The 13,021-nt window shown below is 68.9% G+C and carries 14 protein-coding genes; 12 read left to right on the top strand and 2 right to left on the bottom strand.

The annotated features are described in order from the left end of the window. Positions 1–302: helix-turn-helix domain-containing protein (locus ACS5PK_RS05020; RefSeq protein ID WP_439439155.1), on the bottom strand; the 302-nt coding region annotated here is incomplete at its 3' end. 89 nt (positions 303–391) lie between these two features. Further along, a complete protein-coding gene (locus ACS5PK_RS05015; protein WP_439439154.1) occupies positions 392–1,054 on the bottom strand; it encodes a hypothetical protein in 663 nt (220 codons plus the stop codon). 94 nt (positions 1,055–1,148) lie between these two features. Between ACS5PK_RS05015 and gspG the strand changes: the two genes are divergently transcribed. The 12 genes from gspG to ACS5PK_RS04955 all read left to right on the top strand — a co-directional run bounded on the left by gspG (position 1,149) and on the right by ACS5PK_RS04955 (position 12,984). Further along, a complete protein-coding gene (gene gspG, locus ACS5PK_RS05010; RefSeq protein ID WP_439439153.1) occupies positions 1,149–1,592 on the top strand; it encodes a type II secretion system major pseudopilin GspG in 444 nt (147 codons plus the stop codon). Positions 1,593–1,612: 20 nt separating this feature from the next. Continuing rightward, positions 1,613–2,062: a GspH/FimT family pseudopilin gene (locus ACS5PK_RS05005; RefSeq protein ID WP_439439152.1), complete on the top strand. Its 450-nt coding sequence runs from the start codon at positions 1,613–1,615 to the stop codon at positions 2,060–2,062. Then, entirely contained in the window at positions 2,062–2,442 is a 381-nt protein-coding gene (gspI, locus tag ACS5PK_RS05000) for a type II secretion system minor pseudopilin GspI (protein WP_439439151.1), read from the top strand. Before ACS5PK_RS05005 ends, gspI begins: the two co-directional genes overlap by 1 nt. Then, positions 2,442–3,227 carry a PulJ/GspJ family protein gene (locus ACS5PK_RS04995; RefSeq protein ID WP_439439150.1) on the top strand — a complete coding sequence of 262 codons (786 nt, stop codon included), beginning with the start codon at positions 2,442–2,444 and terminating at the stop codon, positions 3,225–3,227. Before gspI ends, ACS5PK_RS04995 begins: the two co-directional genes overlap by 1 nt. Next, positions 3,224–4,204, top strand: a complete 981-nt coding sequence (gene gspK, locus ACS5PK_RS04990) for a type II secretion system minor pseudopilin GspK (RefSeq protein WP_439439149.1) — start codon at positions 3,224–3,226, stop codon at positions 4,202–4,204. Before ACS5PK_RS04995 ends, gspK begins: the two co-directional genes overlap by 4 nt. Positions 4,205–4,337: 133 nt before the next feature. Continuing rightward, complete coding sequence (gene gspL / locus ACS5PK_RS04985) at positions 4,338–5,606, top strand: type II secretion system protein GspL (RefSeq protein WP_439439148.1); 1,269 nt, start codon at positions 4,338–4,340, stop codon at positions 5,604–5,606. 22 nt (positions 5,607–5,628) lie between these two features. Further along, positions 5,629–6,141: a type II secretion system protein GspM gene (gene gspM / locus ACS5PK_RS04980; protein ID WP_439439147.1), complete on the top strand. Its 513-nt coding sequence runs from the start codon at positions 5,629–5,631 to the stop codon at positions 6,139–6,141. Beyond that, positions 6,138–6,968 (top strand): type II secretion system protein N, encoded by an 831-nt coding sequence (gene gspN, locus ACS5PK_RS04975; protein WP_439439146.1) that lies wholly within the window; start codon positions 6,138–6,140, stop codon positions 6,966–6,968. The genes gspM and gspN overlap by 4 nt, the downstream gene beginning before the upstream one ends. Positions 6,969–6,970: 2 nt before the next feature. Beyond that, complete coding sequence (gene gspD, locus ACS5PK_RS04970; protein WP_439439145.1) at positions 6,971–9,196, top strand: type II secretion system secretin GspD; 2,226 nt, start codon at positions 6,971–6,973, stop codon at positions 9,194–9,196. Between the two features lie 4 nt (positions 9,197–9,200). Next, on the top strand, positions 9,201–10,637 hold the full coding sequence (gene gspE, locus ACS5PK_RS04965) for a type II secretion system ATPase GspE (protein ID WP_439439144.1): 1,437 nt from the start codon (positions 9,201–9,203) through the stop codon (positions 10,635–10,637). 6 nt (positions 10,638–10,643) lie between these two features. Continuing rightward, positions 10,644–11,858 (top strand): type II secretion system inner membrane protein GspF, encoded by a 1,215-nt coding sequence (gene gspF / locus ACS5PK_RS04960; protein ID WP_439439143.1) that lies wholly within the window; start codon positions 10,644–10,646, stop codon positions 11,856–11,858. Between the two features lie 136 nt (positions 11,859–11,994). After that, the gene (locus tag ACS5PK_RS04955) at positions 11,995–12,984 is read left to right on the top strand and encodes an AAA family ATPase (RefSeq protein ID WP_439439142.1); all 990 of its coding nucleotides are present in this window, start codon (positions 11,995–11,997) and stop codon (positions 12,982–12,984) included. Positions 12,985–13,021: the final 37 nt, after the last annotated feature.

The following is a 13,021-nucleotide window of genomic DNA, read 5'->3' as shown; positions in this document are numbered from 1 at the left end:
GCTTCGAAGAACTGGGCTTTCTGTTCGGCCTGCTTCAGCTGCACCTGCAGCGCCTTGATTTGCTGCTCCGGCGTAAGCGGACTCGGATCTTTATCGATGGGCATAGCCGCCGATGATGCCGCACGTCCCCAGCCTTGGCGACCGTGCTTGCGCAGCCACTTCAAAACGGTCGATCGACCCTGAATGCCGTACTTGTCCTGGGCCTGCCTGTACGTCAGCTCGCCCTTTTCCACCTGCTCGACCACCGCCAACTTAAAGGCCATCGTGTAGTCGCGCTGGGTGCGCTTGATCCCTGTATCCATCACATCTGCCCTCTCTCGGGTGCAAATGTGTCAACGCTGGGCAGGACGGGTCAACCCCAAGAAAAAGGCCGCCCGAGGCGGCCCTTGGTTCAGCGCAGGGGCAGGCTGTTGGGTGCCGGCTGCGTAGGCGGCACCTGATTGGGCTGGTTCGGCAACGCAGTCGGCGGCCGGGGCGGCGGCAGCGTTGCCGTGGGCATGACGCCTGGGATGGCGCCGGGATCCTGAAGCCCTCCCATGGGCGGGGCCAAGGGTGCTGCGGCCGCTGCCATCGGGGCAGACAAGGCGTAGGTGGCCGGCGGCTGCGTGTTCACCGGCACGCCCTGTGCCGGCAGCAACGGCGCCAGGGTCAAGGTCAAGCTCGGCAGGCCCGGGCGGCCAATGCTGACCGTGTTGCCGCTGATGGCCAGCAGCTGGCGCTCACCGTCCACCAGCGCCCCCACCCGCACGGTGCGCGCAGGCCCGCCGTCCACGGAGATCAAGGCCACGCCCTCCTGCTCATGGCCATCCACCCGCCTGGGCGCCACCAGGCCCAGCAGCTTGAACCGAGACTCGTCCGGCGTGGGCGCAGCCTCGCCCTGAACTGGCGTGGATCCCAGCAGGCGGCTGAGGTCGGAGCGCGGGGCCGCGGCATCGGCAACTGCCACCGTCTGGGCCGGCGCTGAGGGCGAGCGCAAGCCCAGAGCCATACCCCAATAGACGATGGCCAGGCCCAGCAAGGCCCAGACAAGAAAGGCACTCAATCGAGCAATCATGCGGCGATTATGATTCAGCGCTGTAGTGCCGCCATGGCCCTCGGGTAAACCATGCCCGTGCGGCTTCGTCCAATTCTTTGTGGCTCCTGACGTCATGCAATCTCTTCGCGTCCGTTCTTCCCGTGCCGGCCTGGTGCGCGGCTTTACCCTGATCGAAATCATGGTGGTGCTGGTCATCATCGGCGTGCTGGCCGCGATGATCGGGCCCTCGGTGATGGATCGTGTGGGGCAGGCCAAGACCACGGCCGCTCGCTCCGACATCAGCGCCATCATGCAGGCCCTGAAGCTTTACAAGCTCGACAACGGCCGCTATCCCACGGCAGAGCAGGGTCTGAGCGCCCTGGTGCAGAAGCCTAGCAGCGGCCCTGCCCCGAGCAACTGGAAAACCTATATCGAAAAGCTGCCCAAGGATCCCTGGGGCGGTGACTACCAGTACGCCAACCCCGGCGTGAAGGGCGAGATCGACGTCTTCAGCTATGGCGCTGACCACAAGCCCGGCGGCGAAGGCGACGACGCCGACGTCGGTTCCTGGCAGTAAGCCGCCCACAGGCCTTTCGCATGCACACCAGCCGCCAGCGCGGCTTCACCATGATCGAGGTGCTGGTGGTGATGGTCATCGTTGCCATCGCCTCCGTCTCCGTCACCCTGGCCCTGCGTGACAGCAGCCAGACCCAGCTGGAGCGAGAGGCCGAGCGTCTCGCGGCCCTGCTGGAATCTGCGCGGGCCGAAGCGCGCGTGGCTGGCATTCCCGTGCGCTGGCGACCGGTCGAGGACGCCAGCGGCAGCGGCTTTCGTTTCGAAGGACTGCCCGAACGCATCCAGCTGCCGCGACAGTGGCTGGGTGAGGACATGCATGCCGAGGTCGAGGGCGCGCCCAGCCTGCTGCTCGGACCCGAGCCCCTGATCCCTGCCCAGGCCCTGCGCCTGCGCCATGGGGCCTACACCGTACGCGTCAGCAGTGACGGCCTGGCTCCTTTCACCGTGCAGCCCGCCACCCAGGAGCCCTGATGAAGCGCCCGGCAATGGCATGCCGCGACGCACGCGGCTTCACCCTGATCGAGGCCCTGGTCGCGCTGGCCATCGTCGCCATCACGCTGGCTGCCGGGATCAAGGCCGCGGCTGCCCTGAGCAACCATGCGGGCCGGCTGGCGCAGATGACGTCCGCCCAGTGGTGTGCCGAGAACCAGTTGGCCGAACTGCGCCTGTCGGGCCAGTTCCCGGACATCGGCGAGAGCGACTTCCAATGCCAGCAACTGGGCCGGAATTTCACGGGGCACATGCAGGTGCGGCCGACCCCCAACCCCAATTTCCGCCGCGTCGACACGCAGATGCGAGACGAGCAGGGCCAGGGCCTGCTGAGCATCACCACCATCATGGGACGCAACTGATGCATGCTCGCCGACGCCCTGCGCCCGGCTTCACCCTGATAGAGGTGATGGTCGCCCTGGTCGTGTTGTCCGTCATGACGCTGATGGGCTGGCGTGGCATCGAGGCAATGCTGCGCACGCGCGAGATTGCCCAGGCCAATCTGGAGACCACCGCACGCCTTCAGACCGTGCTGGCCCAATGGGAGCAAGACCTGCTGCAACTGGAGGAAGGGCGTGACAGCGGCGTTGATGCCCTCAGCTTCGACGGCGCTACCCTGCGCATCACCCGCCATCGCCCCGACGGGCTGCAGCTGGTGGCCTGGGGCGTTCGCGAGGGCAGCCTCTACCGCTGGGAGTCACGCGTCGCCCGCACGCGCGGCGAATTGCAGGCCGCCTGGGCCCAGAGCCAGCAGGCCCTGGTGCTGGATGGCAGGCGGCTGAAGGCCCTGGACGGCGTGCAGGGCTGGCAGATGTACTTCTATCGCAACAACAGCTGGAGCAACGCCCAGTCGGCCGACGACATGGAAAGCGCGGAGAAGGACGGCGCCCAGCCGCCCGCCAGTAGCGCCAGCAAGGGCGGCTCCGGCAGCACCGCGGCCAATGCAGGCACGGCAACAGGCTCGGGCAGCGCCTCTGGGCAAAACAGCGGCAACGGGACGAGTGCCGGCACCGACAAGGACAAGAACCCCAACGCCCCCTCCCGCAAGAAGCTGCCGACCGGCGTGCGGATGCAGCTGCAGTTCCAGGAAGGCCAGGGCTACGGCGGCCCGCTGCTGCGGCAGATCATGCTGGGGCCGCAGTCATGAGTCGCCGCGAATTCCTGCGAAGCCCACGACAGCGCGGAGCCGCGCTGTTGACCGCCCTGCTGCTGGTAACCCTGGTGACCAGCCTGGCTGCCGCCATGATCTGGCGCCAATACCGCGCCGTGCAGATCGAGGCCGCAGACCGGGCCCGGGCCCAGTCCGCCTGGATCCTGCAAGGTGCTCTGGACTGGGCGCGGCTGATCCTGCGCGAAGACGCGCGAGCCAACCAGCGCGAGGCCGTCGACCACCTGGGCGAAGTCTGGGCCGTCCCCCTGGCGGAAGCCCGCCTGTCCACCTTCCTGGCCGCAGACCAGGAGGGCAAGAAGGCCCCCGGCGACGAAACAGCCGACGGCCCGGAGGCCTTCCTGTCGGGCCAGCTCAGCGATGCCCAGGCCCTCTACAACCTGCGCAACCTGACGGTGGGCGAGCAGGTCCCTGCGGCCGAGCTGAGGACCCTGCAAAGGCTTTGCGACAGCGCAGGCGTGCCTTCCAGCACCGCCCAGTTGCTGACGAAGCAGCTCCGCGCCGCTGCCGGGCAGATCGAGGACAAGAGCCAGGCGCCGCTGATGCCGCGCACCGTGGACGAGCTCAGCTGGCTGGGCGTGTCCGCCGATGTGGTCAAGCGCCTCAAACCCTTTGTGACGCTGCTTCCGCAAAGGACGCCGGTGAACCTCAACACCGCGCCGCGCGAGGTGATCGCCGCGCTGTTCGAAGGCATGGACCTGGGCAGCGCCGAGCGCATCGTGCGCGATCGCATCAACCAGCCACTGAAGACGCAGACCGATATCCAGCGCTATTTGCCGCAAGGGGTCCCCCCCGACGAGGCCCGCGCCGGGGTAGCCTCCACCTATTTCTTCATCACCGGCACCCTGCGGCTGGACGAGCGGGTGCTGCAAGAGCGCTCACTGGTCTGGCGCAATGGCCTGGAGATGCGTGTTGTTGCAAGGGAGCGTGTAAACCTGATGTTGCAAGCGCCCTAGCTTCGCCAGAATGCGCGTGCGAGCGCCGAGCCGGAGGACCAGGAGCGGCACGGACGCCCGCGTGCGGGCCGCGCCCGCCCCCAAAGTCCCCGGGCTGCCGCACTCCTAGAATGGCCGCCTTTCAAGAGAGACCATGAGTTCGACCCTGCTGATCCTTCTGCCGCCGCGCCCCCGCCTGGGTCGCGCTGCGCACAGTGACGCGCCCCCGCGAGCCGGGCAGGGCGCCGAGCCTATGGAATTCGAGTTCCTGCTGAGTGCGGACGGCCGCGGCGTGACGGCCCAGGGCCGCGCCCGGCCCGCCGAGCTCCCCGCCGCATCGGTCTGCATGGCCGTGGTCCCGGACGGCGAACTGAGCTGGCATCTGCTGAAGCTGCCCAAGGCACAGCGCGGCAAGCTGCAGGCGGCACTGGGAGGTCTGCTGGAAGAGCAACTGCTGGAAGATCCGGAACAGCTGCACTTTGCCATTGCGCCGCAGGCTGACGAGGAGGGCCGAAGCTGGGTCTGCGTCTGCCACAGGAGCTGGCTGCAAGGCCCTCTCGATGCCCTGGAGCAGGCGGGGCGCATGGTCGAGCGCGTGCTGCCGCTGAGCTGGCCAGGCGAGGCGGCCCGTGCCCATGTGCTGGACCGGCAGGGCGACGCAGAGGCACAGGATCACGCCCTGAGCCTGGTCCTCAGCGACGCGCGCGGCGTGAGCACGCTGCCCTTGGACGGTCCGCTCGCGCGCCAGCTGCTGGGCCCCGGTCTGGCTGAACTGGCCTGGACGGCCTCGCCTGACGCCGTCCAGGCAGCCGAGCGCTGGGTGGGGCACCCGGTGAGCGTGCAGGCCTCCGGGCAGCGCGCCCTGCAGGCCCTGCAAGGCCCCTGGAACCTGCGCCAGTTCGAGCTGGTGCCCCGCACGCGCGGCCTCCAGGCCCTGCGCCAGTGGGGTCGCCAGCTCATGACCCCAGCCTGGCGGCCGGCGCGGCTGGGTCTGGTCGGCCTGGTGCTGGTCCAGGTGCTTGCCCTCAATGTGCAGGCCTGGCAGCAAAAGAGCCGGCTCCGTGAGGCCCAGGCAGTAATGAGCAGCCTGCTGATGAACAGCTTCCCGGCGACCCGCGTGGTCCATGACGCGCCCCAGCAGATGCGTCAAGCCGCCGATGCCCTGCGAGCGCGCGCCGGACTGATCGGCGAACGGGACTTCGAGGCCCTGCTGAGCGCCGCAGCCACCGCCTGGCCAGCGGACATGCCGCCGGCCGAGGCCCTGAAATTCGAGGATGGCCGGCTGGCCTTCCCCGCCACCAGCTGGAACCCGGCCCAGATCGACGCCTTCAAGCGCCAGTTGGCCAGCGAGGGCTGGGCCCTGGACAAGCAGAATGGCCAGTTGCAGATCAGCCGCCAGCGCAGCCAGGCTTCGGGCGGCTGAACCCTTGGCACGGAACAGACCCATGGACGCCCCGACCCGACGCCCCCTTCCTCCCCAACTCCAGCTCCTGCAGCAACGCTGGCAGGCCCTGCAGCCCCGTGAACGCTCGGCGCTGCTGCTGGCCGGCATCGCCCTGGCTGCCCTGCTGCTGTGGCTGATGGCCTTGCAGCCTGCCTTGCGAACCCTGCGCGAGACGCCCCCACGCCTGGCCCAGGCCGAAGAGCAGCTGCAGCAGATGCGCCGCCTGGCCCAGGAGAGCCAGGCCTTGAAGGACCTGCCGCCCGTGCCTCCCGCGCAGGCCGAGCAAGCGCTCAAGGCCTCCACCGAACGCCTGGGCGGTAGCGCACAGCTGCAGGTCAGCGGCGATCGTGCCACCCTGCAGTTGCGCAACATCAGCCCCGAACAGCTGCAGAACTGGCTGGCCGAAGCCCGGAGCGCCGCACGCGCCCGCACCGTGGAGGCGCAGATGCAGCGCAGCCCCAGCGGCTACAACGGTGTGATCGTGCTGGCCCTGGACGGCGGAGCCGCCCCATGACCAGACGCGCTCTGCGCAAGCTCCCCGGCACAGAGGCGCGGCGCCCGCGGCGCTGGGCGCTGGGCGGCTTGCTGCTGGGCTGTCTGGCAGGCCTGGTCTCCTGTGCGCCGGCCCGCTGGCTGGCCCAGGGCCTGGCCCAATCCAGCGGCGAGCACCTGCTGCTGGCCGACGCGCAGGGCAGCGTATGGAAAGGCTCCGGCGTGCTGGTGCTTCAGGGCGGGCCCGGCAGCCGCGATGCCGCCAGCCTGCCCGGCCGACTGGCCTGGTCCATCGGTTTCGATGGTTGGCAGCCTGTGCTGCGCCTGCGCCAGGACTGCTGCATCAACGACACCCTCTCCCTGCGCCTGCAGCCCGGTTGGGGCCGTCTGCGCGTGGACCTTCCCGCTCAGGACCAGTGGCTGGCCCGCGTGCCGGCCGCCTGGCTCGGTGGCCTGGGCACGCCCTGGAACACGCTGCAGCTGTCCGGCTCGCTGCGGCTCAGTGCACGGCAGTTGAGCCTGGAGTACCAACGAGGCCACTGGCAGCAGCAGGGCCAGCTGGATTTCGAACTGGTCAACATCGGCTCACGAGTCTCCACGCTGGCGCCCCTGGGCAGCTACAAGCTCAGCCTGCAAGGCGACGCTGGGCAGCCAGGGCAGACCCGCATCGCGCTGCAGACCCTGGACGGCGCCCTGCTGCTGCAGGGCCAGGGCCGTGCCGGTGGGGGCCAACGCCTGCAGTTCCAGGGCGAGGCCACTGCCGCCCCCGGCCGCGAAACGGCCCTCAACAATCTCCTGAACATCATCGGGCGGCGCCAAGGCGCGCGCTCCGTCATCACGATCGGATGAGCATGAACACGCGTCCCCGCCTCAGCGTCCTGACCCTGGCCCTGGCTGCCCTCGCCTCGCACTCCACGCTGGCCCTGGCGCAGCCTCCGGCCCCGACGCAGCCCGCCGCGGGCGGCCACAAGGCCAAGAAGCCCGGTGCCGCCGTCAAGGCCCAGACCCCCGTCACCCTCAACTTCGTCAATGCCGACATCGAGGCCGTGACCCGCGCCATCGGCGTGATGATGGACAAGCAGTTCGTCATCGACCCCCGCGTCAAGGGCACCATCACGCTCTACAGCGAGCAGCCGCTGTCGGTCCATGAGGCCTATCTGAACTACCTCGCCGGCCTGCGCGGGCTGGGCTTCACGGTGGTGGAAAGCGGCGGCCTGCTGAAGGTGCTGCCAGAGGCCGATGCCAAGCTGCAGAGCAGTGCGGTGATCGTGGACAGCGGCGCGCCACGTGGCGACCAGATCCTGACCCAGGTCTACCGCCTCAACTACGAGCAGGCCAACAACCTCGTGCCGGTGCTGCGTCCCCTGATCAGCCCCAACAACACGGTGCAGGCCAACCCCGGCAACAACACCCTGGTGGTGACGGACTACGCCGACAACCTGCAGCGCATCGCCAAGATCATCGCGGCCATGGACACGCCGGCCTCGACAGACCTGGAGATCATCCCCCTGAAGCACAGCGTGGCCTCGGACATGGCCGCCCTGGTGGCCCGTCTGGCCGATGGCGGTGGGGCCATGGCCGTGCCCAACCAGCCGGCCCTCTCCAGCGGCGGCAGTGCCAGCGTGGTGGCAGACCCGCGCAGCAACTCACTGATCGTGCGAGCCCCGAATGCCGCCAAGCTGGCCGCTGTGCGCAGCATCGTCGCCAAGCTGGACGTGCCGGGCAGCGATAGCACGGGCAACATCCGCGTGGTCTACCTGAAGAACGCCGATGCCACCAAGCTGGCCACCGTGCTGCGCGCCGCCTTCGGCGCGGGCGGCAGCGCCTCTGGCGCCAGCAGCAGCGGCACCGCGCCAGGCGGTACCGGCCTGGGCGGTTTCGGCAATACCAGCAGCAGTGGCAACAGCCCGGCGCAATCCGGCAGCAGCCTGGGCGGCAACAGCAGCAGCAACTCGGGCATGTCGCCTGCATCCACCCAGCCCGTCTCGGCCTCACCCAGCCCCTCCACCGGCGGCTTCGTGCAGGCAGACCCGGCCACCAACGCGCTGATCATCACCGCGCCGGACCCACTCTACCGCCAGATCCGCAATGTCATCGACCAGCTCGATGGCCGTCGGGCCCAGGTCTATGTCGAGACCCTGATCGTCAAGGTCGACGCGTCCAAGACCGGTGCTTTCGGCGTGCAATGGCAGAACCTCTTCGGCAACAAGGGCGACAGCACCCTGCCGGGCCTGGGCACCAACTTCGGCACAGGTGCCGGCAACATCATCCAGGGCTCGGCCGCGCTCTACGGCGGTTCGGCGACGCTCGCTGGCGCCGTCAAGGACGCGCCGGCCGGCCTGAACTTCGGCTTGCTGAAGAAGATCGGTGACAAGTACACCCTGGGCGCCATCGCCAACTTCCTGGAGACCGAGGCCGGCGCCAATGTGCTGTCCACGCCCAATCTGGTTGCGCTGGACAACGAAGAGGCCAAGATCGTCGTCGGCCGCAACGTGCCCTTCGTGACCGGCTCCTTCACCAACACCGGCAGCAGCTCCGGCACGGTCAACCCCTTCCAGACCTTCGACCGCAAGGACGTGGGCATCACGCTGCGCATCCGCAGCCAGATCGGCGAAGGCGGCACGGTGCGCATGACGGTCTACCAGGAGAACTCCTCCATCGACCCGACCACCAAGGCCGACACCAGCGGCCCGGCCACCGAGAAGAGTTCCATCGAGACCACCGTGTCGGTGGACAACGGCGAGATCATCGTGCTGGGCGGCCTGCTGAAGGACGAGTTCGCCGACAGCGAGGGCCGCGTGCCCGGCCTGGGCAGCATCCCCATCATCGGCAACCTGTTCAAGAACACCGGCCGCAGCCGCGTGAAGACCAATCTCATGGTGTTCCTGCGCCCCGTGATCATGCGTGACCAGAAGTCGGCCGACGAGCTGACCCTGGACCGCTACGAATTCATCCGCGGCCTGCAGCAGTCCGGCCAGCCCCAGTCCAAGTTCGCCCTGCCCGACACCGGCGCGCCGGTGCTGCCCGGCGCCGACGAGAAGAAGTCCGGCCGGCCCCTGGGCCCCAGCAAGAACTGACGCCATGGCCAGCCGTCACCCCCTGCCCTATGCCTTCGCCCGCAGCCACACGGTGCTGCTGGAAGACGACGGCCAGCACCTGACCCTCTGGGCTGCGCCCGAGGTGAGTCTCGCCACCCTGTCCGAGGTGCAGCGCCTCTACCAGGTGGACCGCCTGGAGTCCCAGCCCCAGGCCCTGCTGGCCGAGCGCATCAGCAATGCCTATGCGGGCGCGGAAAGCAGTGCGGCCACGGTGGTCGGCGAGGTCGAGAGTGCCGTGGACCTCTCGCGCATGATGCAGGACCTGCCCGCCGTGGAAGACCTGCTGGAGGCGGCCAACGACGCCCCCATCATCCGCATGCTCAACGCCCTGCTGACCCAGGCCGCCAAGGATGGCGCCAGCGACATCCACATCGAGCCCTACGAGCGCGCCAGCTCCGTGCGCTTCCGCGTGGATGGCACGCTGCGTGAGGTGGTGCAGCCCAACCGGGCCCTGCATGCGGCGCTGATCTCGCGCCTGAAGATCATGGCCGAGCTGGACATCGCCGAGAAACGCCTGCCACAGGATGGTCGCATCTCGCTGCGCATCGGCGGCCGTGCGGTGGACGTGCGGGTCTCGACCCTGCCCTCTGCCCATGGCGAACGCGCGGTGTTGCGCCTGCTGGACAAGTCCGAGTCCAAGTTCAGCCTCGAAGGCCTGGGCATGGACGGCGCCCTGCTGACCGAGTTCAAGCGGCTGCTGCAGCAGCCGCACGGCATCGTGCTGGTCACCGGCCCCACGGGCTCGGGCAAGACGACCACGCTGTACGCCGGCCTGCAGACCCTGGACACCAGCACCACCAATGTGCTGACCGTCGAGGACCCGGTGGAATACGAGCTGGCTGGCGTGGGGCAGACCCAGGTCAATGCCAAGATCGACCTCAGCTTCGCCAAGGCCCTGCGGGCCATCCTGCGTCAGGATCCGGACGTCATCATGATCGGCGAAATCCGTGACTTCGAGACCGCACAGATCGCCATCCAGGCCTCGCTGACCGGTCACCTGGTGCTGGCCACCTTGCACACCAATGACGCGCCCAGCGCCGTCACCCGCTTGATCGACATGGGCGTGGAGCCCTTCCTGCTGAGCTCCTCGCTGCTGGGCGTGCTGGCGCAGCGCCTGGTGCGCAAGCTCTGCCCCCATTGCAAGCGGCCGGATCCGGCAGGCGAGGAGGGTGCCGTCCGCTACCGAGCCGTGGGCTGCCCGGAATGCGGCCACAGCGGCTACAAGGGCCGCACGGGCGTCTACGAACTGATGACGGCCACCGACCAGGTCCAGCACCTGATCCACAACCGCGCCGCCGAGAGCGAGTTGCTAGCCGCCGCGCAGGCCGCGGGCCTGCGCACCATGCGCGAGGATGGCGAGCGCCTGGTGGCGCTGGGCATCACCTCGCAAGAGGAAGTGCTGCGCGTCACGCGCGAGTGAGGCCGCATGCCCGCCTACAAGTACGAAGCCCTGGCCGAGGACGGCCGCAGCAGCAAGGGTCTGATCGAGGCCGACAACCCGCGCGCCGCGCGCGCCGCGCTGCGTGCGCAAAAGCTGGTGCCGGTGGCCGTGGAGGCCGTAGCCCAGCAGAGTGCCGAGGCCAAGCCCTCGCTGTTCGCGCGCCGCGTCTTCAACCAGACCTCGCTGACCGTCTGGACGCGGCAACTGGCTGGCCTGGTGGCCGCAGGCCTGCCCATCGAGCGCGCCCTGACCTCCCTGGCCGACGAGTGCGAGGATGAGCGCCAGCGCGAGCTGGTGGCCCAGTTGCGCGCAGAGGTCAACGGCGGCGCCGCCTTCGCCCGAGCCCTGGCCACCGCCCCTCGCGAGTTCGATCCGGTCTATCGTGCCGTCGTCGCGGCGGGCGAGCAGAGCGGCGCCCTGGGCCGTGTGCTCGAGAAGCTGGCCGACGACCTCGAAGACCGTCAGGCCCTGCGCGCCAAGGTCGTGGGCGCCATGGCCTACCCGCTGGTGGTCTGCGTGATCGCCGTGCTGATCGTCACCTTCCTGCTGACCAATGTGGTGCCCAAGGTGGCGGCCGTCTTCGTCAGCAGCAAGCAGGCACTCCCGCCGCTGACGGTCTTCGTGCTGGCCATCTCCGACCTCGTGCGCCACTGGGGCTGGCTGGTGGCTCTGCTGCTGGTCGGCGGCCTGCTGGCCCTGCGCCAGGCCCTGCAGCAAAGCGCATTCCGGATCCGCTTCGATGCCAGCCTGCTGCGCCTGCCCCTGCTGGGTCGACTGGCCCGGGGCTACAACGCCGCCCGCTTCGCCGGCACCCTGGCCATGCTGGCCGGCAGCGGCGTGCCCATCCTGAAGGCCCTGCAGGCCGCGGCCGAGACCCTGTCCAACGCCGCCATGCGGGAGGACGCCATGGATGCACTGGTACTGGTCCGCGAGGGCGCCCCCCTGGGCCCGGCCCTGGCCGGCAAGAAGCGTTTCCCCGGCCTGCTGGCCATGTTCGCCCGCCTGGGCGAGCAGACCGGTCAGTTGCCTGACATGCTGCAGCGCGCCGCCACCCAGCTCAGCGCCGAGGTGCAGCGCCGTGCCATGGCCATGGCCACGCTGCTGGAGCCGCTGCTCATCGTGGCCATGGGTGGCGTGGTGATGCTGATCGTGCTGGCCGTGCTGCAACCCATCATCCAGATGAACGCCATGGTGCATTGACGCCCCGCCTGGCGAACGCAGGCGCGGCGGGGCCGTGAGGTTTTGAACACAGCGCGGCAAATCCGGGCTTTCTCCAGTGCACGGGCCCGGCAGCTTTTTGCTTGAATGAACTCAGCAAGACCGCATGGAGTTCATCATGAGCAGCCACGCCATCACCTGCATGCCTGCGCGCATCCCCATCGCGCAGATGCGCAGCGTCTACCAGGTCCAGGACGTCGAGCGCAAGCTCGCCAAGCTGCCGCCGCAGGAGCACGAGCCCCTGCGCAGCACCTATCAGCGCATGCTGGAAAAGGGCCCGGACCGCTTCCAGGTCAAGCCCTCCGGCCTGCTGAGCCTGGACAAGCTCTACGACGAGCTGCCCAATTTCCACGAGGTGCTGGACGACATCCGCCGCCAGATCGCCCTGTGCGCCGACAGTGGCGACGCACTGGAGATCACCCCCTTGCTGCTGCTGGGCCCGCCGGGCGTCGGCAAGACGCACTTCGCCCGCCAGCTGGCGCAGCTGCTGAACACGGGCATGGGCTTTGTCTCCATGAGTTCGCTGACGGCAGGCTGGGTCCTCTCGGGCGCCTCCAGCCAATGGAAAGGCGCTCGTCCCGGCAAGGTCTTCGAGGCCCTGGTGGACGGTGACTACGCCAACCCGGTGATGGTGATCGACGAGATCGACAAGGCCGGCGGCGAGGCCACCTACGATCCCCTGGGCTCGCTCTACAGCCTGCTGGAGCATGACACCGCCGGCAGCTTCGTCGACGAGTTCGCCGAGGTGGCCGTGGATGCCAGCCAGGTGATCTGGGTGGCTACGGCCAATGAGGCACGCAGCATTCCGGAGCCCATCCTCAACCGCGTGAACGTCTACGAGGTCCAGGCCCCGGACTTCGAAGCCGCGCGGCGCATCGCTCGGCGGCTCTACGAAGGCATACGCAGCCAGCACGATTGGGGCAAGCGCTTCGACGAGGCGCCCAGCGAGCCGGTGCTGGAGCGCATGGCCGAGGTCGCCCCGCGCGAGATGCGCCGAGCCTGGATGACGGCCTTCGGCAATGCCAAGCTGGCCGGGCGCGGCACGGTGCTCTGCGAGGACCTGCCGGCGAGTTCTGCAAAACGGCAGCCCATCGGCTTCATGCATTGAGGCGTCGCAGGGCGGGCCCGGGCTGGCTATCATCGCC

Source organism: Roseateles sp. DB2 (assembly GCF_051857535.1).
Classification (GTDB): Bacteria; Pseudomonadota; Gammaproteobacteria; order Burkholderiales; family Burkholderiaceae_C; genus Roseateles_B.
Note: the sequence above shows the minus strand (reverse complement) of the source record. Positions and strands in the feature narration are given on the sequence as shown.